This is a genomic window from Serratia sp. M24T3 (assembly GCF_000257645.1).
Classification (GTDB): Bacteria; Pseudomonadota; Gammaproteobacteria; order Enterobacterales; family Enterobacteriaceae; genus Rouxiella.
The window spans coordinates 26,566-50,947 of sequence record NZ_AJHJ01000035.1 but is presented as its reverse complement, the minus strand read 5'-3'; the positions used below and the strand labels follow the sequence as shown (position 1 = coordinate 50,947).

26 protein-coding genes and 1 pseudogene are annotated in these 24,382 nt (G+C 49.9%); 11 read left to right on the top strand and 16 right to left on the bottom strand.

Translation table 11 applies throughout. The features are described from left to right. Both SPM24T3_RS25615 and SPM24T3_RS19960 read right to left on the bottom strand, forming a co-directional pair. Positions 1–927, bottom strand: a pseudogene (locus SPM24T3_RS25615) (hypothetical protein); the annotation flags it as partial. A 316-nt stretch (positions 928–1,243) separates the two neighbouring features. Next, the gene (locus tag SPM24T3_RS19960; protein ID WP_009638625.1) at positions 1,244–2,137 is read right to left on the bottom strand and encodes a LysR family transcriptional regulator; all 894 of its coding nucleotides are present in this window, start codon (positions 2,135–2,137) and stop codon (positions 1,244–1,246) included. Positions 2,138–2,236: 99 nt separating this feature from the next. Between SPM24T3_RS19960 and SPM24T3_RS19955 the strand changes: the two genes are divergently transcribed. Continuing rightward, positions 2,237–2,857, top strand: a complete 621-nt coding sequence (locus SPM24T3_RS19955; protein WP_037379256.1) for a glutathione S-transferase family protein — start codon at positions 2,237–2,239, stop codon at positions 2,855–2,857. A gap of 12 nt (positions 2,858–2,869) precedes the next feature. Next, on the top strand, positions 2,870–3,775 hold the full coding sequence (locus tag SPM24T3_RS19950; RefSeq protein WP_009638623.1) for a pyridoxamine 5'-phosphate oxidase family protein: 906 nt from the start codon (positions 2,870–2,872) through the stop codon (positions 3,773–3,775). 14 nt (positions 3,776–3,789) lie between these two features. Here SPM24T3_RS19950 and SPM24T3_RS19945 read toward each other — a convergent pair whose 3' ends face one another. Further along, entirely contained in the window at positions 3,790–4,143 is a 354-nt protein-coding gene (locus tag SPM24T3_RS19945; protein WP_009638622.1) for an MmcQ/YjbR family DNA-binding protein, read from the bottom strand. 87 nt (positions 4,144–4,230) lie between these two features. Continuing rightward, positions 4,231–4,662: a secondary thiamine-phosphate synthase enzyme YjbQ gene (locus SPM24T3_RS19940; protein WP_009638621.1), complete on the bottom strand. Its 432-nt coding sequence runs from the start codon at positions 4,660–4,662 to the stop codon at positions 4,231–4,233. Positions 4,663–4,752: 90 nt separating this feature from the next. On the opposite strand from SPM24T3_RS19940, the gene SPM24T3_RS19935 reads away from it, so the two are divergent. Continuing rightward, positions 4,753–5,424 carry a TetR/AcrR family transcriptional regulator gene (locus SPM24T3_RS19935; RefSeq protein ID WP_009638620.1) on the top strand — a complete coding sequence of 224 codons (672 nt, stop codon included), beginning with the start codon at positions 4,753–4,755 and terminating at the stop codon, positions 5,422–5,424. Then, complete coding sequence (locus SPM24T3_RS19930) at positions 5,417–6,412, top strand: MDR family oxidoreductase (RefSeq protein ID WP_009638619.1); 996 nt, start codon at positions 5,417–5,419, stop codon at positions 6,410–6,412. The genes SPM24T3_RS19935 and SPM24T3_RS19930 overlap by 8 nt, the downstream gene beginning before the upstream one ends. A 74-nt stretch (positions 6,413–6,486) precedes the next feature. On the opposite strand, the gene SPM24T3_RS19925 is transcribed toward SPM24T3_RS19930, so the two are convergent. From SPM24T3_RS19925 to SPM24T3_RS19915, 3 genes are all read right to left on the bottom strand, one after another. Beyond that, the gene (locus tag SPM24T3_RS19925) at positions 6,487–7,686 is read right to left on the bottom strand and encodes an amino acid aminotransferase (protein WP_009638618.1); all 1,200 of its coding nucleotides are present in this window, start codon (positions 7,684–7,686) and stop codon (positions 6,487–6,489) included. A gap of 181 nt (positions 7,687–7,867) precedes the next feature. Continuing rightward, complete coding sequence (locus tag SPM24T3_RS19920) at positions 7,868–8,488, bottom strand: YitT family protein (protein ID WP_009638617.1); 621 nt, start codon at positions 8,486–8,488, stop codon at positions 7,868–7,870. Between the two features lie 257 nt (positions 8,489–8,745). After that, the gene (locus SPM24T3_RS19915) at positions 8,746–9,234 is read right to left on the bottom strand and encodes an Lrp/AsnC family transcriptional regulator (RefSeq protein WP_009638616.1); all 489 of its coding nucleotides are present in this window, start codon (positions 9,232–9,234) and stop codon (positions 8,746–8,748) included. Between the two features lie 175 nt (positions 9,235–9,409). On the opposite strand from SPM24T3_RS19915, the gene SPM24T3_RS19910 reads away from it, so the two are divergent. Next, the gene (locus tag SPM24T3_RS19910; RefSeq protein WP_009638615.1) at positions 9,410–10,192 is read left to right on the top strand and encodes a transporter substrate-binding domain-containing protein; all 783 of its coding nucleotides are present in this window, start codon (positions 9,410–9,412) and stop codon (positions 10,190–10,192) included. Positions 10,193–10,258: 66 nt separating this feature from the next. Here SPM24T3_RS19910 and alr read toward each other — a convergent pair whose 3' ends face one another. Both alr and dnaB read right to left on the bottom strand, forming a co-directional pair. Then, positions 10,259–11,338 carry an alanine racemase gene (gene alr, locus SPM24T3_RS19905; protein ID WP_009638614.1) on the bottom strand — a complete coding sequence of 360 codons (1,080 nt, stop codon included), beginning with the start codon at positions 11,336–11,338 and terminating at the stop codon, positions 10,259–10,261. Between the two features lie 45 nt (positions 11,339–11,383). Next, positions 11,384–12,793 carry a replicative DNA helicase gene (gene dnaB / locus SPM24T3_RS19900; RefSeq protein ID WP_009638613.1) on the bottom strand — a complete coding sequence of 470 codons (1,410 nt, stop codon included), beginning with the start codon at positions 12,791–12,793 and terminating at the stop codon, positions 11,384–11,386. Between the two features lie 204 nt (positions 12,794–12,997). Here dnaB and SPM24T3_RS19895 point away from each other — a divergent pair, with 204 nt between their 5' ends. Next, complete coding sequence (locus tag SPM24T3_RS19895; RefSeq protein ID WP_009638612.1) at positions 12,998–13,987, top strand: quinone oxidoreductase; 990 nt, start codon at positions 12,998–13,000, stop codon at positions 13,985–13,987. A gap of 377 nt (positions 13,988–14,364) precedes the next feature. On the opposite strand, the gene pspG is transcribed toward SPM24T3_RS19895, so the two are convergent. Both pspG and dusA read right to left on the bottom strand, forming a co-directional pair. After that, positions 14,365–14,607: an envelope stress response protein PspG gene (pspG, locus tag SPM24T3_RS19890; RefSeq protein WP_009638611.1), complete on the bottom strand. Its 243-nt coding sequence runs from the start codon at positions 14,605–14,607 to the stop codon at positions 14,365–14,367. A 238-nt stretch (positions 14,608–14,845) separates the two neighbouring features. After that, complete coding sequence (gene dusA / locus SPM24T3_RS19885) at positions 14,846–15,901, bottom strand: tRNA dihydrouridine(20/20a) synthase DusA (RefSeq protein ID WP_009638610.1); 1,056 nt, start codon at positions 15,899–15,901, stop codon at positions 14,846–14,848. Positions 15,902–16,169: 268 nt separating this feature from the next. On the opposite strand from dusA, the gene SPM24T3_RS19880 reads away from it, so the two are divergent. From SPM24T3_RS19880 to SPM24T3_RS19865, 4 genes are all read left to right on the top strand, one after another. Next, positions 16,170–16,403 carry a hypothetical protein gene (locus tag SPM24T3_RS19880; protein ID WP_009638609.1) on the top strand — a complete coding sequence of 78 codons (234 nt, stop codon included), beginning with the start codon at positions 16,170–16,172 and terminating at the stop codon, positions 16,401–16,403. An 11-nt stretch (positions 16,404–16,414) separates the two neighbouring features. Then, the gene (locus SPM24T3_RS19875) at positions 16,415–16,615 is read left to right on the top strand and encodes a hypothetical protein (RefSeq protein ID WP_009638608.1); all 201 of its coding nucleotides are present in this window, start codon (positions 16,415–16,417) and stop codon (positions 16,613–16,615) included. Between the two features lie 103 nt (positions 16,616–16,718). Beyond that, positions 16,719–17,228: a zinc uptake transcriptional repressor Zur gene (zur, locus tag SPM24T3_RS19870; RefSeq protein WP_009638607.1), complete on the top strand. Its 510-nt coding sequence runs from the start codon at positions 16,719–16,721 to the stop codon at positions 17,226–17,228. Between the two features lie 41 nt (positions 17,229–17,269). Then, positions 17,270–17,686: a GFA family protein gene (locus tag SPM24T3_RS19865; protein ID WP_009638606.1), complete on the top strand. Its 417-nt coding sequence runs from the start codon at positions 17,270–17,272 to the stop codon at positions 17,684–17,686. A gap of 189 nt (positions 17,687–17,875) precedes the next feature. On the opposite strand, the gene SPM24T3_RS19860 is transcribed toward SPM24T3_RS19865, so the two are convergent. From SPM24T3_RS19860 to SPM24T3_RS19845, 4 genes are all read right to left on the bottom strand, one after another. After that, positions 17,876–18,085: a CsbD family protein gene (locus SPM24T3_RS19860; RefSeq protein ID WP_009638605.1), complete on the bottom strand. Its 210-nt coding sequence runs from the start codon at positions 18,083–18,085 to the stop codon at positions 17,876–17,878. A gap of 135 nt (positions 18,086–18,220) precedes the next feature. Beyond that, positions 18,221–19,582 (bottom strand): MATE family efflux transporter DinF, encoded by a 1,362-nt coding sequence (dinF, locus tag SPM24T3_RS19855; protein WP_369699994.1) that lies wholly within the window; start codon positions 19,580–19,582, stop codon positions 18,221–18,223. A 137-nt stretch (positions 19,583–19,719) separates the two neighbouring features. After that, the gene (lexA, locus tag SPM24T3_RS19850; protein WP_009638603.1) at positions 19,720–20,328 is read right to left on the bottom strand and encodes a transcriptional repressor LexA; all 609 of its coding nucleotides are present in this window, start codon (positions 20,326–20,328) and stop codon (positions 19,720–19,722) included. Between the two features lie 103 nt (positions 20,329–20,431). Then, on the bottom strand, positions 20,432–20,800 hold the full coding sequence (locus SPM24T3_RS19845) for a diacylglycerol kinase (RefSeq protein ID WP_009638602.1): 369 nt from the start codon (positions 20,798–20,800) through the stop codon (positions 20,432–20,434). Between the two features lie 128 nt (positions 20,801–20,928). On the opposite strand from SPM24T3_RS19845, the gene plsB reads away from it, so the two are divergent. Further along, positions 20,929–23,409: a glycerol-3-phosphate 1-O-acyltransferase PlsB gene (gene plsB, locus SPM24T3_RS19840; protein WP_009638601.1), complete on the top strand. Its 2,481-nt coding sequence runs from the start codon at positions 20,929–20,931 to the stop codon at positions 23,407–23,409. Between the two features lie 76 nt (positions 23,410–23,485). Here plsB and ubiA read toward each other — a convergent pair whose 3' ends face one another. Further along, positions 23,486–24,364: a 4-hydroxybenzoate octaprenyltransferase gene (gene ubiA / locus SPM24T3_RS19835; protein WP_009638600.1), complete on the bottom strand. Its 879-nt coding sequence runs from the start codon at positions 24,362–24,364 to the stop codon at positions 23,486–23,488. Between the last annotated feature and the right edge of the window lie 18 nt (positions 24,365–24,382).

Genomic DNA, 24,382 nt, shown 5'->3' with positions numbered 1-24,382 from the left:
GTCAAGGGTGACATTTAGATTCTGTCCCCAAATTTTTGTATTAGGAACAAAGTTTGCAGTCGAAGAGGCAGAAGGAATACCCGTCGACCCGTTGCCCCCCTTTAAATACCAGGCGGTATCAACAGTAACGGTCGTATTAGATAAACTCAAAATTAGTCCACTATAGATAAGGCTCGAATTTGATGAATCAGTAACATCAATGATCTGGCCTGCCCGTAGGTGTGCGCTAACAGAACTTATGTCAGTGGAAGTAATTGTATTAGTCGTAAAGGTCGTATTAGAGGTTGAAAGTAATGCAGGAGGTCCTTCAATTTGTCCAAACATTAGAACGAAGTCTCGATCGGAATAATAACCGAGACCTGCTGCAGAACCCAGGCCCACAACCTGAGTTACTGGCTCATCAGACGTAGGGGCAACCACATTACTAAAGGATGCTACAACCCCTCTATCTCTTTCGCCATCAAGCCAACTCCAGGCTTTAACGGTCTGCTGTGGAAAAGCAAATTGCTTAGCCCCAAAGTAAGGGATCCTATTTTCGTTAGCCACTAATTTTACAGCGGTTTCCAATTTGGATGGGTCAAAAGCATCGCGAGTGCCACCAGCATCCATAAGGCTAATTGATTCAGCGTTTTTATCAGACTGGTTTCGTGCTGCAGCCCCATCATAAGGTTGCTTTACACCAATTAAAGCATCACCGTAGGAATCTGCGACCGAAGCAAGATTTGAACGTAGAACCGCATCACCAAGAATTGACCAGCCACCCAGTCCAATTCCTCCCGTTGAAGTTGCTGTTGTTGAAGCTGCCACAACTTTTGGATATGTGCCAGTCCAGGAATATAAATAGCTTCCATCAGTAATGATATCCGCAGTCGAACTCAGTGTAGCTCCTGCAGAAAAGGTATAAGTTGTAATCGCTGTACCCGCCATAATTCCACCTCTAACAGTTAGATTTAATTATCAAAAAAATATTACTCAAACATCTGGAAATATAATTCAGACAATTAACTTACATTTTGATGTGTTATCAAAACACTCTCGTGGCTTGCGAAGTTATTTAAAAAACATAACTAAGCAAGCTCTACCTACAAGTTAGAATGTTATTTGCGGACCGCGATAATAGTTTTATTAATTAATTTAAAAATAAAAAATTAATTTAACAATCATGATAATGATAATTTAACATCATGATTAATATGACCTGTTTTTTTATTTTATTTATACTCATAATTATTTGTTGAAACGACTACGCGTGAATTTGAGGTAAGTCATGTAATCTGGTGCGTATAAAGTCCCAAAAGGTTCTGACTTTAAACGGCATACGTTGAATATTTTGTACCACCAGCTGCACTGGGAGCGGCAAGGGTTCGAACTCAGGCAATAGTCTGACCAACGTGCCATCTGCCAATTCGTCGGCCACCTGATAGGATAGAAATCTGCCAATTCCTTTTGCTGATTTCACTGCCAGCACTCGGGTCTCAACATCATTAAACACCAAGTGAGGCGAAAGTCTGAGACGCGGCCCTTCTTCGTGCGCGCCAAACCGCCATTCGTTGAACGTATCGCTGCTGCTCAACACTATTTGGTGCTTTGCCAGCTCAGAGGGATGGCGCAGGTCAGGATACGCGGCCAAATATTGTGGACTGGCAATCATAACGAGACTAACTTGCCCCAGCCGCCGCGCAACCTTTGAGGAATCTTCAAGATGTCCGATACGTACGGCGACATCGATCCCCTGTTCAATCAGATCAAGATTTCTATCACTAAGCAGTAGTTCGATCTGAATCTCGGGATGTAAACTCTGGAACTCCATGACCAGCGGTGCAATATGTCGCCGGCCAAACAGTACCGGAGCAGTCACGCGCAGCAGTCCTTTAAGCTGAGTTTCAGCAGTATCTTGCACCGCTTCGTTATAGCTTTTCAAAATATTAGCCGCCTGCTCTGCCAGCCTTACTCCCGCCTCGGTCGGCGCTAAACTTCTTGTCGTTCGCTCCACCAACCTTGCACCAAATCGTTGTTCAAGCGAGGCAATTGCGCGTGTCACAGCGGGAGCCGAACGCCGGAGCCTGCGTGCGGCTCCTGCAAGACTGCCCTGATTCAGCACTTCAAGAAAAATAGCGAGTTCATCAAGGCGATCCATAAATTATTCCATTTAGTGAAATTATCAATTTCAATAATCCCTGATTCCTTTCATCTATTGCAAGAGTAATCTGGATGGAAACCTAAAGGGAGAAACCTGATGACTAGACTAAAACTTTATGGCACACCGCTTTCAGGACACGTTCATCGCGTCACGCTACTACTGAGAATGCTTGAGCTAGAGTATGAATTTATCGAAGCTGGAGCAGAATTACGGGCGACCGAGGAGTTCCGCCAGCTGAATCCGTGGGGACAAATCCCGGTGCTGGTCGATGGCGAAACGGTCATTGCCGACAGCAACGCGATTTTGATTTATCTGACGAAAACCTATGCCCCGGGCACTCATTGGCTTCCTGAAGATGCAGTAGCAGCGGCACATACGCAGCAATGGCTATGCAAGGCGGCAGGTGAGATTCGCTACGGGCCAGCTTCGGCGCGCCTGATTGCGCAGTTCGGCACGCCGGAAGATTACCCCGTTGCGGTGAAGGTCGCGAAAAAATTTATGCCTCAGCTCGAGCTACATCTGAGTCAACGCGAATTTTTGGTAATAAATCAACCTACGGTAGCCGATCTGGCCTGCTACAGCTATGTCGCTCTTGCTCCCGAAGGCGGGATTTCGCTCGAAGCTTTTCCCGCTATCAGACAGTGGCTGTTGCGTATTGAAAGTCTGCCGGGCTTTATCGCAACGCCGCCGCTGCCTTTGCCCGAGCCTGCTCAGTAACGAGGTGATGCGATGGAAATTTTCCACCCGGATGAGAAACGAGCACAGACGCTGGCCGGATTTATGGTCGGCTCAGCTGGAATTTACCCTTCCATGCCGCAGCAGCACCGTGATTTCTTCGCCGGGCTGCCGTCTTTTTATATCGCAACTCTGGATGACCACGGTTGGCCGGTAGCGACCGTACTCAGTGGTCCGCCGGGATTTATTAGCACCGTGGACAACAGCCATTTACGCATCAATGCTCCACGGCGCGAAGATTGTCCGGCGTTATCGGCATTACAACCTGGCAAAGAATTAGGGGCCTTGGGTCTGGATTTCAGCAATCGGCGCAGAAATCGGGTCAACGGCGTAATTAGCCGGATGGATAAAAATCGGCTTGAGCTTGCCGTTAAGCAAAGTTTTGGCAACTGCCCAAAATATATTCAACGTCGGAAAATCACACCACGCCAAAATGAATTCGAAGCAATTGATCATCTCAGCGGATTAGATAGTAAAGCGCGTGAAATGATCGCCTCAGCGGACACTTTTTTCGTAGCTACCCACGCCCATGCTGGTTCATCCACTGGCGGGGTGGATATTTCACACCGAGGCGGCAATCCCGGATTTGTGAAAATTGTTGGCGAGACCCTGTGGGTGCCTGATTTCAGCGGTAACCGCTACATGAACACCCTCGGCAATATGCTGGCAGAACCGCGCGCGGCACTGTTATTTCTGGATTTTGTGAATGGTGACGTATTGCACCTGCAGGGCCATACTGAGTTAAATTGGCAGGTTGATGCCCAGCACAAACTTGAGGGTGCCGAGCGCTTTTGGTGTTTGCATGTGACATCCGCATGGCGATTTCCCGGTTTGCTGCCGTGGCAAGGAAGCGATATAGAATTCTCGCCTGCAACACTCAGCACCGGGATTTGGGCCTAAGGGATCTTGCAACATTAGCTGGCAATCGCATGACGTTTTTCTTCGGGCAGGCTAGATAGAACAAGCTGATACGAGCTGTCAATTAACGCATAAAACTGCGAGTCTGGCAGATTGCCATCAAGCAGGACGCTGTTCCAGTGGGCCTTGTTAAGGCAATCACAGGCGATAATCTCTGGATGCTGATGGCGCAGATTCTCCGCCGTCTGATGACCCGTTTTTAATGAAATTGCCGGATGGCCTTTGATATCGCGCAGCATGGCAAACATCACCCCGGCAACCTTGATCTGGTTGGCCTGCCACTGATTTTCTGTGCTCTGCTGAGCCCCGGGTTTCGAGAGGCAATAATCAAGCAGTTGAGTATTATTCATCTTATTGACGCCTTGCATTGGAAATTGAGAAGGCAGTATATCTGGACAAAAAACACACAACTGCAACCCAGTTAACAAAATTCAGCGCTAGTTTGCCGAGGATGAACCGTTAAGGGTGATGACGATACGACGGGAACCCCCGTGATTGCGATGCTCGCAGAGATAAATCCCCTGCCAGGTACCGAGATTTAACCGCCCGTTACTGATTGGAATACTCACGCTACAGCCAAGCAGGCTGCTTTTGAGATGCGCTGGCATGTCGTCACTGCCTTCGTAATCATGCTGATACCAGGGCTCGTCCTCTTTTACCGCGCGATTGAAAAAGCCCTCAAAATCTTGCCGCACGGTGGGATCGGCATTTTCGTTGATGGTTAATCCGGCCGAAGTATGCTGGATAAATACGTGGCACAGGCCTATCGACAGCTGTCGAATCTCGGGCAGCTGCTGCAAAATTTCATCGGTGATCAAATGAAAACCACGAGTTCGTTGCTTCAGTTTGATCTCTTTTTGAAACCACATAGCGCTCTCCTTATTTGATAAAAATCAATGAAAGTATAAGTTCTTTTCTAGGTTTTTGATTTAACAAGACGATCGGTCTATATTTAACGGATGACCATTGAAGCCCCAAAACCACGCCGTGGTCGTCCGCCAAAAGCCGGGCGCGAAAACATTGATACTCGCGAAGCGCTGATCCGCTGCGGTACCGCCGTCCTTACCGAGCAAGGCTTTACCGCTGCCGGTATCGAAGGGATCTTGCGTCAGGTCGGCGTGCCAAAAGGCTCGTTTTATTACTATTTCGACAGTAAAGAGGCCTTCGGCCAGGCAATTATTGAAAACTACGCGCGTTTTTTTGCCTACAAACTGGATAAATACCTTCTCAATCAGAATGTTGCCCCACTCGAAAGGATTCAGGCTTTTGTCACAGATGCCGCACAAGGTATGGCGAAATACCATTTCCGTCGCGGTTGTCTGATCGGCAATCTGGGGCAAGAAGTCTCTAATCTCCCCACTGATTATCGCGAACGGCTTATCGCGATCCTGCGCAGTTGGGAGCAGCGAATCGAGCAATGTCTCGAGCTTGCCCGGCAGCAGAAAACTCTTGATCAACAGGCCGATTGCCATGCACTGGCAACCTATTTTTGGGCCGGATGGGAAGGTGCCGTGATGCGCGCCAAGCTCAACGGCAATGCCGATCCTTTAAATAATTTTATCACCCTCTTTCTGGCCGGGCTGCCTCGCCAACCCGACGTCAGCATTAAATCTGGAGTTCAAAATGTTTAAAGCTATCTTGATAGAAAAAACAGTTGATGGATCAAACGATCATTACCAGGCTACGCTAAAAGACGTTGAAGAAAGCCAGCTTCCAGCCGGTGAAGTCGTGGTCGATGTACACTATTCCACGCTGAACTATAAAGACGGACTGGCCATCACCGGCAGCGGTCCCATCGTGCGCAGCTTCCCAATGGTACCCGGTATTGATTTCTCCGGCGTGGTTTCAACAAGCAGTAACCCAAAATTTGCCGCTGGAAATCGCGTGCTGCTTAACGGCTGGGGATTTGGGGAAAAGGCCTGGGGTGGACTGGCGCAAAAAGTCAGTGTAGATGCGCAATACCTTACCCCGGTCCCTGCTGCGATAAGCCTGAAAGACAGCATGATCATCGGCACCGCTGGGTATACCGCCATGCTGGCAATTATTGCTCTGGAAAAAAACGGCCTGACGCCCGATAAAGGCACGGTGCTGGTGACCGGCGCTAACGGCGGCGTCGGCAGCTTCGCTATCTCCCTGCTTGCTCGACTGGGTTATCAGGTAGCCGCATCGACTGGCAGACCGGAGGAAGCAGAATATTTAACTCAGCTCGGAGCCTGTGAAATCGTTGATCGCAACTTATTAAGCGAACCGGGTAAACCGCTGCAAAAAGAGCGCTGGGCGGCGGCGATCGATTCAGTAGGCAGTCACACATTGGCCAACGTTTGCGCCAGCATAAAAGAAAGTGGCACCGTCGCAGCCTGCGGGATGGCACAGGGAATGGATTTCCCGGCCAGCGTCGCACCGTTTATTTTACGCAATATTACTCTCGCCGGAATCAACAGCGTGACTCGCTCAGCGGAGGAACGTCAGGTGGCTTGGGCACGGCTGGCCGAGTTAGTAGATCCTTCCCTGCTGACATCTATCAGTCAGGAAATTACGCTGGATGAAACCATTGAGGCTGCCCATCGGTTGATGAAAGGCCAGATTCGTGGACGTGTTGTGGTGAAAATTCAAGATTAGTTTAAAAGAAAAAGTCGGCGCAATGACGCCGACTTTTTTTGCCTTTTCCTGAACGGAAAAAGCGAGCTAAGCGTTTACTCGCCTGCTACTGCAGCAAACGCCGCCGCAACCTGCTCCACATTGTGGTGGTTCAGACCGGCGATGCAGACGCGACCGCTGGCAATCAGGTAGACGCCAAACTCTTCACGAAGACGGTCAACCTGAGCCGCGCTGAAGCCGGTATAGCCAAACATGCCGCGCTGTTGCAGCAAGTGGTCGAAATTACGACCCGGCAGAGATTTCTTCAGGCTGTTAACCAGCGTCTGGCGCATTTCGATGATGCGAGTACGCATGGTTTCAACTTCCGCCAGCCACTGGGCTTTCAGTTCGGCATCACCTAAAACGGTAGAAACCACTTTAGCACCGAAGTTTGGCGGGCTTGAGTAGTTACGGCGAACCGTTGCTTTCAGCTGCCCTAATACACGACCCGCGGCTTCGCTGTTCTCGCACACTACTGACAAGCCACCAACGCGCTCACCGTAGAGTGAAAAAATCTTGGAGAAGGAGTTGCTGACCAGCATGTTGACGCCGGCAGCAGCCATCGCGCGTATCGCATAGGCGTCTTGATCCATGCCTACGCCAAAGCCCTGATAGGCGATGTCGAGGAACGGGATTAGCTCACGCTGTTTAACCAGTTCGATAACCTGATCCCATTGGGCCTGACTCAGGTCAGAACCGGTTGGGTTGTGGCAGCACGGATGCAGCAATACGATGCTTTGCGCTGGCAGAGTGTGCAGCTTCTCGAGCATACCGGCAAAGTTTACGCCGAGTTTCTCACCATCAAAGTAGGGATAGGTGTGAACTTTGAAGCCCGCGCCAGAGAAGATTGCGACATGGTTGTCCCAGGTCGGATCGCTCACCCACACTTCAGAATTAGGGAAGTAGTATTTCAGGAAGTCAGCGCCCACTTTCAGCGCGCCAGAGCCGCCTACAGTTTGGATAGTCGCGATACGCTGCTGTTGTAAAGCAGAGTGTTCGGCACCAAACAACAGGCTCTGAATGCTGCTGCGGTAAGCGCCAAGACCTTCCATCGGCAAATAAACCGACGCAGTTTGCGCCACGGAATTCAACTGGTTTTCAGCGGCTTCGACTGCCCCAAGCTGTGGGATAATTCCATGATCGTCGTAATAAAGACCGATGCTCAGGTTTACCTTTTTCTCTCTTGGGTCGTTCTTGAAGCTTTCCATCAGCGACAATATTGGGTCACCGGCATAAGCATCAACATGTTGGAACACGGTATTTCTCCTTGGATTTCTTTTTCTTGGACAAGCGCCAGAATTCCCATTCTCCGGGGGATCTGTTATGTCGAAGCAGCGACGATTTACTGTTTTTTGTTATTTCTTAGACTAACAAATATTGCTCAAAAAAATCACTTTAATGTTGCGTTGTTGCGAGGCAAATTCAGGAATTTGCCACTTAAACGCTATAGCGCCCAGGGCGATGGTTCATGGCAATAATCAGATTGAGCACAAACGCGCCCATGATTGAGGCAATCAGCATGGGAATACTGACCACAAACAGCGATGCCAGCACAATCACAAAATCGACGCCCATTTGTAATTTGCCTGCGCGGATACCGTATTTATCCTGCAAATACAGGGACAAGATATTCATGCCACCGAGGCTCGCCTTGTGGCGGAACAGTACAATAAAGCCCATGCCCATAATCACGTTACCAAACAGCACCGCATAAAAAGGCTCAAGGTGATCAAAATGGATGAACAGCGGGTGCAGGCTGGTGAAAAGTGAGACTAATGCCACTGAGCTAAAGGTCTTGATGGTAAATGGCCATCCCATGCGGCGAATCGAGAGCCAATAGAATGGTAGATTGATGGTGAAAAATACCGCGCCAAAAGAATAGTGGGTCAGGTAGTGGATCAGGAATGCCAGACCCGCCGTGCTGCCGGTCAAAGCACCTGACTGGCGCAACATCATGACGCCAAACGAAACCATCAATGTGCCCATCAAGATAGCGAGCACGTCTTCAAGCCAGGTATGCCCAACCTGCGGCGGTGTAATGCTGTCTGTGTTATCCATAAAATTGCCTGTAAATTTTAAATATGAAAATACCGCGCAGGCTATGCGTGCCTGCTGGGGCCATGAATTTTCATAGATAATTAACGACAGGGCCAAATAAGGCAATCACTTTTGCACAACTCAACCGCATTTAATCAAAAAAATAATCATCTCACGCATTTATTCATTTTAAAGTGACATTTTCATGCATAAAGTCACCTTTTAACGCACCAAGTTAGTGAAATTGCACCAACTTGGAGCAGTATTATACAGGTGGCTTAAGCGGGTTTTTCAGCGGGTTCCATTGGCGAAGTTAACAGGCCATTTTCCTTGATACGATTGAGCACTACAGAGGTTTTAATATGCGCCACGCTTTTATGTACCGAAAGAATATGGCTGATTAAAGTACTTAAACCGGCTAAGTCTGCGACGGCAACCTTTAGAAGATAGTCTGCATCACCCGTGGTTTTATAGGCGTCAATGACGGCATCAACCTGTTCCAGCATCTGGTGGAAATCGCTAACATTTTCAGGTAAATGATTGATAAGCCTTATCTCAATCAGACCTATCATGCCCAACCCTAAAGCTTCAGGAGCCAAACGGGCGTGATAGCCCATGATCATTTGCTGCTGCTCGAGGCTGATCCTTCTGCGCGAACACTGCGATGCCGAAAGGCCGACAATTTCGCTGAGTTCCTGATTGGTCAAACGTCCATTAGCCTGCAGTAAGGTGAGGATTTTTAAGTCGTAATCGTCAATGCTATACATGGTTTATTACCTGCTTATAAATTTTATTACTTAACACACTATCAGTTTTTTATTAGCCAAACCGTTGCTTTGTGCGCTGACGGTGGCTTTTTGATCTCAAATCACTATTTTCCTTGCAATAACAATGCCTGATTGAGGAATATGAGGGTATAAAAGCCGCTGGCAAGGAAATCTGATGAAAAAAATACTCCTCTCTATCAGCCTATTAATGAGCACTACCACTGCGGCCCAGGCAGAAGGGAACTCATCTCACCTCGACAGAGTGATTCAGAAAGGATCGCTAAATGTCTGTACCACAGGTGATTACAAGCCGTACACCTATTTGCGTGCCGACGGGAAATATGAAGGCATCGATATCGCGATGGCAGAATCGCTGGCTGCCAGTCTGGGCGTGAAAGTTAACTGGGTGCCAACCACCTGGAAGACCATGATGGCAGATATGACTTCAAACCGTTGTGATATCGCGATGGGCGGGATTTCCGTCACATTGCCACGCCAGCAAAAAGCCTGGTTCGCCAACGTGCTGGATAAGGACGGTAAAATTCCGTTTGTCCGCTGTGAGAATGTTAAAAAATATCAAACCGTGCAGCAGTTAAACAAACCTGCCACTCGCCTGATCGAGCCGGCAGGTGGAACTAATGAAGCCTTCGTCCACGCCTACTTACCCGATGCGTATTTAACACTGTCTCACGATAATCTGGCTATTTTTCAGATGTTGGTCGATAAAAAAGCTGATGTGATGGTTACTGATGCTTCAGAAGCGCTGTTCCAGCAGAAGCATTATCCAAAGCTGTGTGCCGTGAATCCTGACAAGCCGCTACAGTTTGGCGAGAAGGCCTATCTGCTGCCAAAAGATGATATTAGCTGGAAGATGTATGTCGATCAGTGGCTGCATCTGAGCAAGGCCAATGGCGATTATCAGAAAATCATGGGTCAATGGCTGGCGAAACAATCCTGATGAAGGCGTTATAGATCAATAAGGCGCGGCTCGAAAGCTGCGCTTTATCGAGATTTTACCGCTGCGTCAATCGCCTAAGTAGATTCTGGCGACGCGGGATGTCAGGGTAGTGATCAACTCGTAGGCGCTAATGCCGGTGAAAGCGGCAATCCGTTCTACCGGCAATTCCGCGCCCCAAAGGATAGCCTCATCGCCGACTTTATCCTGCGCGTCCGGGCCTAAGTCTACAGAAATCATGTCCATTGAGACACGCCCGACAATTGGGACTTCGCGCCCGTTGACCAATACTGGCGTGCCGCTGGGTGCAGTGCGCGGATAACCGTCGCCGTAGCCAATGGCCACCACGCCCAGGCGAGTATCTCGGGTGCTGGTCCATATTCCACCATAGCCGACTGGCTCTCCCGCGCGATGCTCACGCACGGCAATCAGGCTTGAAGTCAGGGTCATGGCTGGCTGTAGACCAAAGCTGCTGGCCTCGGCAGTAGCCAATGGCGATACTCCGTAAAGGATGATGCCAGGGCGAACCAGATCAAGGTACGAAGCCGGCCACAGCAACACTCCTCCCGATGCGGCGATTGATTTCAACCCTGATTTACCCTGAGTTACCAACTGGAAACTTTGCATCTGCTTTAAGGTGTAGTCACTTTCCGGCTCATCGGCGCGGCTGAAATGACTCATTGAATTCACCGGCTGAATAACGTTAGCGCACTGCAAAAGACGCTGATAGAAAGATTCAGCATTTTCAGGTGCAACGCCCAGGCGATGCATGCCCGTATCAATTTTCAACCACACCTTGAGCGGAGCGGCCAATTCGGCATTTTCGAGCGCCTCAAGCTGCTCGGAACTGTGTACTGCCGTCTCAATTCCGTGCCTCACCAGCAGCGGCAAATCTTCGGCAGCAAAGAAACCTTCCAGCAATAATATTGGCTTTAGCACGCCACCTGCACGTAGCGCAAGCGCCTCGCCGAGCCGCGCAACGCCATAATAATCAGCATCCTGCAAACTGTGCGCAGCCTCAAGCAGGCCATGCCCGTAGGCGTTCGCCTTCACCACCGCGACCACCCGGCTCTGCGGAGCTATATTACGGATGCGTTGCAGGTTTTGACGCAGAACGCGGCGATCAATTACAGCCGTAGCCGCCTTCATCAGGTTTCCTTCTGGATGGGATCAAATTAAGCTAGCCTTAAAAAACTAGTCTTCGTCGTATTGTGGGCCGCCATAGTTATCGAATCGTGACCACTGCCCGTTAAACGTCAAACGCACTGTCCCGATCGGGCCGTTACGCTGCTTACCGAGGATGATCTGCGCGATGCCCTTCTCTTCGCTGTTATCGTGATAAACCTCATCGCGATAGATAAACATGATCAAGTCGGCATCCTGCTCGATGGAACCCGATTCACGCAAGTCGGAGTTGACCGGGCGTTTATCTGCACGTTGCTCCAGGCTTCGGTTCAGCTGGGACAATGCCACTACCGGCACCTGCAACTCTTTAGCCAGCGCCTTGAGCGAACGGGAAATCTCGGCAATTTCCAGAGTACGGTTGTCGGAAAGTGAAGGTACGCGCATCAGTTGCAGGTAGTCGATCATGATCATGCTAAGGCCGCCGTGCTCGCGGAAAATACGGCGCGCGCGAGAGCGAACTTCAGTAGGAGTCAGGCCTGACGAGTCATCGATATACATATTACGTTTTTCGAGCAGAATACCCATGGTGCTGGAAATACGCGCCCAGTCCTCATCATCAAGCTGACCGGTACGAATACGGGTCTGGTCAACGCGGGAAAGCGAGGCCAGCATACGCATCATTAGCTGATCGCCGGGCATCTCGAGACTGAAAATCAGCACCGGCTTTTCCTGCATCATCGCGGCGTTTTCACACAAGTTCATGGCGAAGGTCGTTTTACCCATCGACGGACGGGCGGCGACGATAATCAGGTCAGACTTTTGCAGTCCGGCGGTTTTCTTGTCGAGATCGCTATAACCGGTTGATACGCCGGTCACACCGTCATGCGGTCGCTGGAACAGCTCTTCGATACGCGCCACTGTGCTCTCGAGGATGCGGTCAACGCTCTTGGGACCTTCATCTTTGTTAGCCCGACTTTCGGCAATCTGGAATACGCGGGATTCGGCCAGATCCAGCAGGTCTTCACTGCTGCGACCTTGAGGATCGTAACCGGCATCGGCAATTTCGTTGGCGACCGAGATCATTTCACGCACTACCGCACGTTCGCGCACGATGTCGGCGTAAGCGCCGATGTTAGCCGCACTTGGGGTATTTTTGGATAATTCTGCGAGATAGGCAAAACCACCGACCGAATCCAGATCGCCTTTCTGCTCAAGAGATTCGGACAGGGTAATCAGGTCGATTGGCTTGCTCATCTCCAACAGGCGCTGCATTTCGGTAAAAATCAGGCGATGCGGGCGGCTGAAGAAATCATTGCTGACCACGCGCTCGGCAACGTTATCCCAACGTTCGTTATCCAGCATCAACCCACCCAGCACAGACTGCTCGGCTTCAATTGAGTGTGGCGGAAGCTTTAGCCCTTCCATCTGACGATCGCGGGGTTCGTGCGGTTTGTTGGTTGGTTTGTTGTTTCCGGCCATTGGTCAATACTTTCCTACTATGAATAACTGGCGTGACGACGCAGCCTGAGGGTCAGAGCGAACGCTAATAACGCGTCAGTATACCGAATTATAATCTGTTGTGATGCCTCATTTCCAAACGGTCTTAGCAGCAGCACACCCCGACTGGATCGGCTCAATCAATTAGCGTAGGGTAAAAATCAGACCCCATTGCGAGGAACAATAATGGCCAAGCGTATTCAATTTAGCACCACAGGCGGACCAGAAGTTTTGGAATATGTGGATTTTACACCCGTTGACCCAGCTGCGAACGAAGTCCAAATCGAGAACAAGGCTATTGGTATCAACTATATCGACACCTATGTTCGCAGCGGTCTTTACCCAACGGCTTCGCTGCCGTCCGGGCTGGGAACCGAAGCTTCCGGCGTAGTTGCTAAAATTGGCGCTGATGTTAAGCACCTGAAAGTTGGCGATCGTGTGGTGTACGCACAGTCATCATTGGGTTCTTACAGCGAATTTCACAATGTTCCGGCGTTCAGAGTCGCCGTGCTGCCAGATAGCATCAGCTTTGAGCAAGCCGCAGCTTCATTCCTGAAAGGCCTGACGGTTGAGTATCTTTTCCGCCAGACTCATAAAGTCAAAGCGGGGGATACTATTTTGTTCCACGCAGCCGCCGGTGGTGTTGGGCTGATTGCCTGTCAATGGGCCAAGGCGCTTGGCGTTAAGCTGATTGGTACTGTGGGTTCCGATGAAAAAGCCGAGCTGGCGAAAGCCCACGGTGCCTGGGAAACGATTAACTATCAGACAGAGAATATCGCCGAGCGCGTCAAGGAACTGACCGGTGGCGAGAAAGTTGCGGTAGTTTATGACTCGGTGGGTAAGAGTACCTGGCCAGCTTCGTTGGATAGCCTTAAACGCCACGGCCTGTTAATCAGCTTCGGTAATGCTTCTGGCCCGGTTACCGGCGTTGATTTAGGGATCCTGAACCAGAAAGGTTCGTTGTTTGTGACTCGCCCTTCCCTGAACAACTACGTTACCAATCAGCAGGAACTGGAAGCAGCCAGCGGCGAGCTGTTTGGTTTGATTTCTAGCGGTGCAATCAAAGTGGATGTCAAAGAGCAGCAGAAATTCCCACTGTCGCAGGCAAGCAAAGCGCACGAAACGCTGGAAAGCCGAGCGACCAGCGGCTCAAGTCTGCTGATCCCAGGCAAATAAGGCCGTCTGCGCTTTAGATGCAAAGAGGGCTCCGGTTAGGGAGCCCTCTGATGCTGTTCCTGCGTCAATCGTGTGAGTTCAGAACGGTACTGCCTGTAGGTTACTGCAAGGTTAACCTGGGGGCGATGTCGCTTGAGCGACTATTTTTTACCTCACCAGATCGGATGAAAATTTTTCGCCATCGACGATACGTCCATCCTAGCAGCGACCTATGTTAAAAAATATGATTAATTCACAGCAAAGGCATTTTATAGTTCAACCTGTGATCAAGCCCACATAAGTAAAAGTTATGGCAGCATGATTACATTCGGTCGCTCGCCTTTTTATTTTCTATCGCGCTGATAAGCATGGTGTTTATATTTTAAACGCGCGATCAATCAAATTCGCGGGAAACGTCTGCGCTTATAGCGAGGTTTCTCGGGCTGTTTCACTGCACGATAAATCCATACCACCGCGACGGCCAGAACCAGCCAAGGCAACATTTTTATAACAATTGCCAGAAACCCGCCCAGCATCATGACGGCAAATGCAACGACCAGTGCAGCGAGCATCCCGAGCAGTGAAATTCCTGTCAGCAACAGCATAAAGAAAAAGCCGAGCACAAAGAGTATTTCCAACATAACTTAACTCCTCAAACCACAATCAAGCTGGAATCTGCCAGCCTCAGGCCAAATTCGGCACTGAAAAAAATTAAAAATAAAAAATGTTATATACAGGGAACTATCAAGAAACGTGCCAGAGAGGCAGGGATTTTAACTTTCTGATATTCAAAGACTTATTAAACCCGCCGCGATTGGCGGGTTTGGGAATTTAGTCAGGCAGACTAACTTTTGGTGAATTCGACAGGGACTTCGAGGTTCAGGCTTCGCTGGTTGCCATTTGCGGACGCGTTACCATCGCCAGCGCTTTCTCAACTACGTCGACGCCTGCTCCCGGCTTGTGCGCATTCTCACTTAAATGCCTACGCCACTGACGCGCTCCCGGTATCCCCTGGAAAATACCGAGAATATGGCGAGTAATGTGCCCCAGATAGGTTCCATTGGACAACTCGCTTTCAATGTAAGGATACAGCGCACGGATCACTTCTGGCCCAGTGAGCACTGGAGACTGGCTGCCAAACAGCTCGCGATCGACGTCCAGCAACATTGAAGGGTTTTGATAGGCTTCGCGGCCAATCATGACTCCGTCCATATGCTGCAAATGCTGTTTGGCATCTTCAAGCGACTTGATACCGCCATTGATTGCTATCGTCAGGTGCGGAAAATCGCGTTTAAGTTGATAAACACGCGGGTAATCCAATGGCGGCACCTCGCGGTTTTCCTTCGGGCTCAAACCAGATAACCAGGCCTTGCGCGCGTGAATAATAAAAGTGTCGCATCCGCCACGCTCGGAAACCTGCTGCACGAAATCACACAAGAACTCGTAGCTGTCCTGATCGTCGATGCCGATGCGCGTTTTTACCGTTACCGGGATGGAAACCACATCACGCATGGCTTTGATGCCATCGGCAACCAAAGCTGCTTGCCCCATGAGGCAGGCGCCAAACATGCCGTTTTGCACGCGGTCTGAAGGGCAACCGACATTCAGGTTGATTTCATCATAGCCGCGCTGTTCGGCTAGCCTGGCGCAGGTTGCCAAATCTTGCGGATTACTACCACCCAGTTGCAACGCCACGGGATGTTCCTGGCTGCCAAAAGCCAGGTAATCGCCTTTACCGTGAATGATCGCGCCAGTAGTCACCATTTCAGTGTACAACAGCGCTTCACGACTCATCAGACGATGAAAATGGCGGCAGTGGCGATCGGTCCAATCCAGCATGGGCGCAATGGAAAACCGCTGTGCTGAATAAGGTGCAGAACTTCCGTCCTGGCGGCCGACGGGTGGAGCTGAGGATTCTGGTTTATTTTCGAGCATTTTTATCTATTTAGGCTAATTGACGCTTTCTCCGTACACCATGCAGTACACAAAATCATGGTGTACGTGGATACCGGAATTAGCTGAAGTATTCCCTACTATAACATAGATGAGCCTGACGTTGGGATGCTGCCAATAAAGGTTTTAGATCCAAGGAATGATTCCACCTATTTATTTAAGGCAATTGCGATAATACTCAGAAGAATTAACAAACCTGAGTAATAAAAAATATCACATCGTTAAAAAACATTTTTATTAAGAGGCCGGGATGAAAGAACCAGAAGAATATATTCTCACCCGATTTACTCAATGTGATTATTTCACAGCGGGCAAGTTTTATCCGGTATGGGCCAAATTTGGTTTTGTCTGTCGCATTATCGACGATGACGGCGTGCCAAGACTCGTTGTTGCTCCTGGACGCGGCGTTTGCGCACATCTTGGTACCGATGGTGAATGGCAACCGGTCAAAGCATTGAATATAAAACCTCTCCCTCGAGACTAGTGAGGATATTTATGAACGCTTTTGATAAATACATGAATGAAATAGTCACCACCGAAATGGGCGCTATTATTTTACGCCGACAGCTTTACTCAATCCCCAGAATTCGTTTTGCCAAAGAGGATTTCGAAGCTGGATATATTATCGGCTATGAAAGAGCGTTACAGAAATGTGGCCATTCCCGACAATCCTTAGATAAACTTATCGCAAAATAATTACCCTGTAAACTTTGAGGAAGATAAGTAACTGAGGCGTAGCGCTCGGCGATCGCCAAGAAGCGTGATAAAATCGTGTTTCTATTTATGCAGAGACGTCGCGATGAACTCAACCAATACGGAAACTCTCCTCACTCAAGCCGAGCACTTATGCCAGCAACGTAGCGTTCGGCTAACCCCGCAGCGGCTTGAGGTATTGCGTCTGATGACCGAGCAACCGGGTGCAATCAGCGCGTATGACCTCCTCGACCTTCTGCGCAAAACTGAGCCGCAGGCTAAGCCGCCGACCGTTTATCGCGCGCTGGACTTCTTGCTTGAGCAAGGTTTTATCCATCGCGTTGAGTCTGCTAACAGCTATGTGCTTTGCCATCATTTCGAAGAACCTAGTCATACCTCGGCGCTGTTTATCTGCGATCGCTGCGGTCTGGTGACAGAAAAAACCACCGACGGCATTGAAGAACGACTCGCCAAACTGGCAAAGGATTCTGGATTCGCCCTGCGTCATTCCGTGGTTGAAGCCCATGGACTTTGTGCTGAATGCGCGGTTGTTGAGTCTTGTGAAAGTCATGACCATTGCGAACACGATCACAGCATTGCGGTCAAAAAGCGTTAAAGCTTCTACTCTATAAGTGTTGAGACTTTTTAGAGGGATTTATGGACAAACTATTTAATGCCAGCTGCCATTGCGGTGCCGTAAAATTCAGCGTAAAACTCACCGACGGCTTCAACACCATCAGGCGTTGTAACTGCTCGCTATGCCGAATGCGCGGTGCAGTCGCGGTTTCGGCCCAGTTAGGCGATATCACTTTTCTCGGCGGTGAAGATAAACTCACCGAATATCGCTTTAACACCCAGGCAGCCAAACACTTTTTCTGCTCGATTTGTGGAATTTATACCCACCACCAACGACGTTCCAATCCTTCTCAATATGGCATCAACGTGGCGTGTCTTGAAGGGGTCTCACCTTTCGATTTTCCTGAAGTTCCTGTAATGAATGGCACGACACATCCTACTGATACCAAGGCTGGAGCATTGATTGCAGGTTATCTGCGTTATAGCGAGTCGGATTAGTGCAGCGACAAAATCAGGCATGCGAAATGAGTCGATTTACAAAGGAATGAAGGTAATTCGAAGAAGGTTTGCGAAGTGTTTAGATATAAATGAATTAGTTGGGTACATCCATGTACCCTGCATCCTGAAAAGCGCCTTGGGTAGGAGCAGCTTTAATTCACAGGATGCAGATTCGGGGGGAATTGGCACTTACCAGTGGTATTTGTGATCCGATTCCCAGGACTTAACTTCCTTTTCAGCCTCTTCTTTCTGATATCCGTATCTTTCTTGAATCTTCCCGACAAGCTGATCGCGTTTACCTTCAACTACTGTCAGGTCATCGTCGGTCAACTTACCCCATTTCTCTTTAACTTTACCTTTAAACTGCTTCCAGTTACCGTCTGCCTGGTCCTTATTCATAATAAATTCTCCTGTTTAGCTTAGGTTTTACTGCATTTGATAAATGCTTATCAACATCACTAATTCTAGTCGATGGTTTCGACTATGCAGGGAAATTTAGAGATATAGGCCACAACTCGGATTAATCTAAAGCATTTAAAACCAGCTATCGCGTTGCCAATGTCGCCGCCAGATCCAGCCTAAAGCCAAACCGCGTAACCCGAGGAATACCGTGACACCCAACCAAAGCACATGATTGCCCAACAGCGGCAAAGTCAGGAGGGCAAGTCCATATCCCGCTGCCGCCACCGCCATGCTGTTACGCATTTCCCTGCCACGAGTGGCTCCAACAAACATACCGTCCAGCAGATAGCACCAGACCCCGATCAGCGGCAATATGACCTGCCAACCAATATAGCGATCGGCGAGCGTTCGCAGTTCAGGCAAAGAGGTTAGCAGATTGACTATCTGCACCCCCGCCAGCGCATAAATCAGAGCAAAAGCCAATGCGACCAGTCCTGCCTGGCGACAAGCGGCATGCCAGACATGAAGCAAGCGGCTCTTGTCACGCGCGCCAAAAGCTTCACCGGAATGAGCTTCAACCGCATAGGCGAAACCATCTAACGCAAAGGCGGTAAAGGTTAACAGGTTCATCAACACCGCGTTAACCGCCACGATTTGGCTGCCGAGACGGGCACCAATAATAGTCAGCGAGGCAAAACAGAGCTGGAGCAGTAAGGAACGCAGCATGATGTCGCGATTTAGCGCAATCAGCTGGCGAAGGTTGCCGCGCCATGCTTGTTTCAGCAATATCCAGCCGATACCGCGTCTTCTCATGACGATAGACACCAGCCAAAGGCCTAACGCCAGGGTCGCGTACTCAGAGCAGGCAGTAGCAACGGCAGCACCTTTTACGTTCCACCCCAACCCCACAACCAACCACAGGTCGAGGATCACGTTTAGTAGGTTACCGGCAATCAGCATAATTACAGGAGCCCGAACGTATTGAATACCCAGCAACCAGCCGAGAATCACCAGATTGGCCAACGACGCGGGTGCGCTATACCAGCGAATCGACAAGAATATTTTTGCCTGTTTAAGTACTGCCTCATTGCCGCCGACGATATTCAGGGCAGCGGAAATCAATGGGTGACGAAACAGGAATATCAATGTCCCGGCTATCAGCGCCAGCAGGAAAGGCTGCACGAAAGCGCGAGCCAGTAAAAGATTGTCTTTCGCCCCTAATGCCTGAGCGGTTAATCCGGTGGTGCTCATTCGCAGGAACAACAGCAGCATAAACAGGAAGCTAGTGACCATTGCGCCGACTGCCACGCCGCCGAGATAATCAGGGCTATCAAGATGCCCTATCACCGCGGTATCTACCAGCCCCAAAAGAGGCACGGTGATATTGGAGAAGATCATCGGCAGAGCTAACAGCCACAGCGCCTTATCTGCCGGGCTGAGGAAGGTTTTTTTAAGTGCAGCGAGTGAAAAAAGCGAGTGCATAGCGTCCTTCATAAACAAGATCGCCCCAATTAAGGGGCGATAGACAAAACTGCCAGGCTATTTTGTAGAAGCTATAAATTTGCCGAATCTATTAACGCTTATCGTCAAACTCATGCCGACAGCGAGCATTGCAAACTTATTTTTTAATCTTAAGACCAGTCGCCATTGCGGATTACGCCGACGGCTAAACCCTCAATGCTGAAATTTTGTTGGCGCAAATCGACAATAATCGGTTCGAAATCGCTATTTTCTGGCAGAAGCTGCACCGTGTTACCCTGCCTTTTGAGGCGTTTAACGGTAACTTCATCGTCAATGCGCGCGACAACAACCTGACCGTTGCGAGCTTCCTGCGTTTTATGAACCGCCAGCAGATCGCCGTCAAGGATACCAATATCTCGCATCGACATACCACTGACGCGCAGCAGGAAATCGGCATTGGGTTTGAACATTGCCGGATCAACCTGGTAATGAGCTTCGATATGCTGGGTTGCCAGCAGAGGTTCTCCGGCGGCAACGCGGCCAACTAGCGGCAGACCTTCCTCTTCTTCCATCAGCAAGCGAATGCCGCGAGAAGCACCTGAAACTATCTCAATCACCCCTTTACGCGCCAGAGCTTTCAAATGCTCTTCTGCTGCGTTAGGTGAGCGGAACCCCAGACGAGTGGCAATCTCTGCACGGGTTGGCGGCATACCGGTGGTGGAGATATGATCGCGAATAAGGTCATAGACCTCTTGTTGTCTGGCCGTTAGTGCTTTCATTCCGCCCCCTGGTTGTTTATACAGTCTAGCTGTGAGTATATACAGGTAATGGTGGAATGAAAACCAAAGAGTGAACAAAAAGCGACATTGAAATACTTATAAATTATAACCATCGCGGCAGCAGGATTACCGCCCAGGTAAAGATTGCAAAACCGATGGCGATAAACACCGCTGCAGAACCCATATCTTTGGCGCGACCGGAAAGCTCATGGATGTCTGGACCGATGCGATCGATAGCAGCTTCAACGGCGCTGTTCAATAATTCGACAAGAATTACCAGAACCAGCGATCCGACCATTAAAATACGCTCGACGCTACTCACATCAAGGTAAAATGACAGTAAGATAGCAGGGACCACAACGAGAGCTTCCTCTCGAAAAGCGGCTTCATTCTTCCATGCCGCTTTTAATCCTTTTAAAGAATAGCCCGCTGCCTTATATATACGGGTGAATCCAGTGACCTGATTTGGCATTATACTTTACGTCTTAAGTTTGTTTATAGGCATTTTAGCCTGATTTCGTTGTTCTATCACCACAGATCTCATACCAGCTTTCTGGTATCCTTGCGGCGACTTGCTAACAAGAGGCTTTACGTTTTTTTATGTCAGGATGGCGTAGACTTTATTATACCTTGCTGAATTTACCGCTTTCTTTGCTGGTAAGAAGCAAGGTCGTTCCTACAGATCCGGTGACGGAGTTGCGTTTAGATCCAACTCGTCCAATTCTGTACGTTTTGCCTTACAACTCTAAGGCCGACCTTCTCACTCTGCGAACCCAGTGCCTGGCGCAGAATCTTCCCGACCCGCTAATTCCCCTTGAAATCGATGGCGTGCATCTGCCAAGCCACGTTTTCGTCAGCGAAGGTCCTCGCGTATTTTCCTATTATCATCCGAAACAGGAATCAGTAAAACTGTTCCACGATTACCTGGATCTGCATCGTAATAATCCAAATCTGGATATTCAGATGCTGCCAGTTTCGGTCATGTTTGGTCGCGCTCCGGGTCGTGAAGGTCAGGAAACGCCACATTTGCGCGTGTTGAACGGCGTGCAGAAATTCTTCGCGGTGTGGTGGCTGGGGCGTGACAGCTTTGTGCGCTTTTCCAATACCGTTTCTCTGCGTGATATGTCCATCCAGCATGGCACAGACAAGACGATAGCCCACAAATTGGCTCGCGTCGCGCGCATGCATTTTTCCCGTCAGCGACTGGCTGCAGTAGGTCCACGCCTGCCCGCTCGACAAGACTTGTTTAACAAGTTGCTGGCCTCGAAAGCCATCGAAAAAGCGGTGGAAGACGAAGCGCGCAGCAAGAAAATCTCTCACGACAAGGCACAGCAGAATGCCATCGACTTGATGGAAGAGATTGCCGCCGACTTCAAATATGAAGCCGTTCGCCTGTCCGATCGCGTTCTGGGCTGGACCTGGAACCGCCTGTATAAAGGCATTAATGTACACAATGCCGAGCGCGTGCGTCAGTTGGCTCAAGATGGTCAGGAAATCGTTTATGTGCCCTGCCACCGTAGCCATATGGACTACCTGCTGCTGTCTTACGTGCTTTACCATCAAGGGCTGGTTCCCCCACATATTGCTGCGGGTATCAACCTGAACTTCTGGCCAGCCGGTCCTATCTTTCGCCGTCTTGGGGCGTTCTTTATTCGCCGCACCTTTAAAGGCAATAAACTTTACTCCACGGTATTTCGCGAATATCTCGGTGAACTGTTCAGTCGCGGTTACTCGGTAGAATACTTTGTCGAAGGCGGGCGTTCGCGCACTGGCCGGTTGCTGGAACCCAAAACCGGCACCCTCGCCATGACTATTCAGGCCATGCTGCGCGGCGGTTCACGCCCTATCACTCTGGTACCGATTTATATCGGTTACGAACATGTGATGGAGGTGGGCACCTATGCCAAAGAGCTGCGCGGGGCAACGAAAGAGAAAGAAAGCTTCCTGCAGATGATCAATGGATTGCGCAAACTTCGCAACCTGGGTCAAGGTTACGTAAACTTTGGCGAGCCGCTGCACCTGACGCCTTATTTGAATAAAAAGGTCCCTCAGTGGCGCGACTCGATTGACCCTATCGAGGCGCACCGTCCAAGCTGGCTAACGCCAACCGTGCAAGACATCGCCGACAAAATCATGGTGCGCATCAACAATGCTGCAGCAGCCAACGCCATGAACCTGTGCTCAACCGCGTTGCTGGCTTCGCGTCAGCGCTCACTGACTCGCGAGCAACTGATTGAGCAGCTCAATTGTTATCTGCAACTGTTGCGCAATGCGCCTTACACTGCTGACTCGACGGTGCCTGACCTGACCGCTGACCAGCTGCTGGATCACGCCCTGAACATGAACAAGTTCCAGGTCGAGAAGGACAATATTGGCGATATCATCATTCTGCCGCGCGATCAGGCAGTGCTGATGACCTATTACCGCAATAATATTCATCATTTGCTGGTCATGCCTTCGCTGCTCGCGAGCATCGTGTTGCATCATAATACGGTGAGCAAGACTGAGGTGCTGCGTCAGGTCGAGCTTATCTATCCAATGATTAAAGCCGAACTGTTTATGCATTACAGCAAAGAACAGCTTCCGGCGTTGCTTGAAGTGTTGAGTGCCGAGTTGGTGCGTCAGGAGCTTATTCTGATCGACGGCGATCAATTGATGTTGAATCCGTTACGCAGCCGCCCTCTCCAGTTGCTGGCTGCGGGCGTGCGCGAAACTTTGCAACGCTTCGCAATCACCCTTTCGCTACTCAGCAACAACCCGAGCATTAGTCGCGGCGCGCTGGAAAAAGAAAGTCGGATTATGGCGCAGCGTTTGTCCGTGCTGCACGGTATCAACGCGCCGGAATTCTTTGATAAAGCAGTGTTTACTACACTGGTAGGCACATTGCGCGATGAAGGTTATATCAATGATATTGGTGATGCTATCCCGGAGCATACCTTCGAGATTTACACCATCCTCAGAGATCTGATTACGCCAGACATTCGTTTGACTATCGAAAGCGCTGGCATGCCGTCGGAGCTGCCGCTGGCGACCGAACCCCCCGTCGAAGCCAAGATAGACGTCAGAGATACTGACCACTAATTACGGCTTTTTACGCTGAAATAAAAAACCCCGGTAAGCTCAACGTTTACCGGGGTTTTTCTTATGTAGCCGGAAGCTATGCGGCGCTCATCGTCAGACTAAGCAAGATACCGATAAACATCACCATGCCGACATAATTGTTATTACGAAAAGCCTGAAAACACTGGTCGCGCTCGCGTTTTGCAGTCATCTTTTGCTGATGGACAAACAGGCAGCCGGCTAATAACAGCGACCAGTAGAATGGCGCGCCAAGATGAGTCAAATGCCCTACCAGCGCCATCAATACCAGCGTAGCCAGCTGCAACAGCCCGATGATCAGGTTGTCATTGCGACCAAACAGAATGGCGGTAGACTTCACACCAATCTTTAGGTCGTCGTCGCGGTCAACCATTGCATACTGAGTATCGTAAGCCACGGTCCAGCAGAGATTTGCGATAAACAGCAACCAACAGCTCAGCGGCAGCGACTCGCTTACCGCCATAAATGCCATCGGAATAGCCCAGCCAAAAGCCGCACCGAGCACCACTTGCGGCAGGTTGCTAACACGTTTGACGAAAGGATAAACCCACGCCAGCGCTAGCCCAACGACTGAAAGCATAATAGTTTTGCCGTTTAGCAACAGCACCAGGCAGAACGAGGCCAGCACCAGCGCGCCAAACAACTTCTTGGCCTGTCCGCTGGTCACGGCGCCACTCGCCAGAGGGCGTGCAGCGGTTCGTTTAACATGACCGTCTACTTTCCTGTCGGCGTAATCATTGATAACGCAGCCCGCGGCGCGCATGAAGAAAACTCCCAATACGAACACAATCAGGATCTTGATGGGGGGCTTACCGTCGCTGGCCAGCCACAGCGCCCACAGCGTCGGCCACATTAATAACAGTGAGCCAATCGGCTTATCTATTCTCATCAAACGGCAGTAGTCACGCCATTGTCCCTGCTTTGCAGTCTCTATCAACCTATTGTTCTCCCTTGA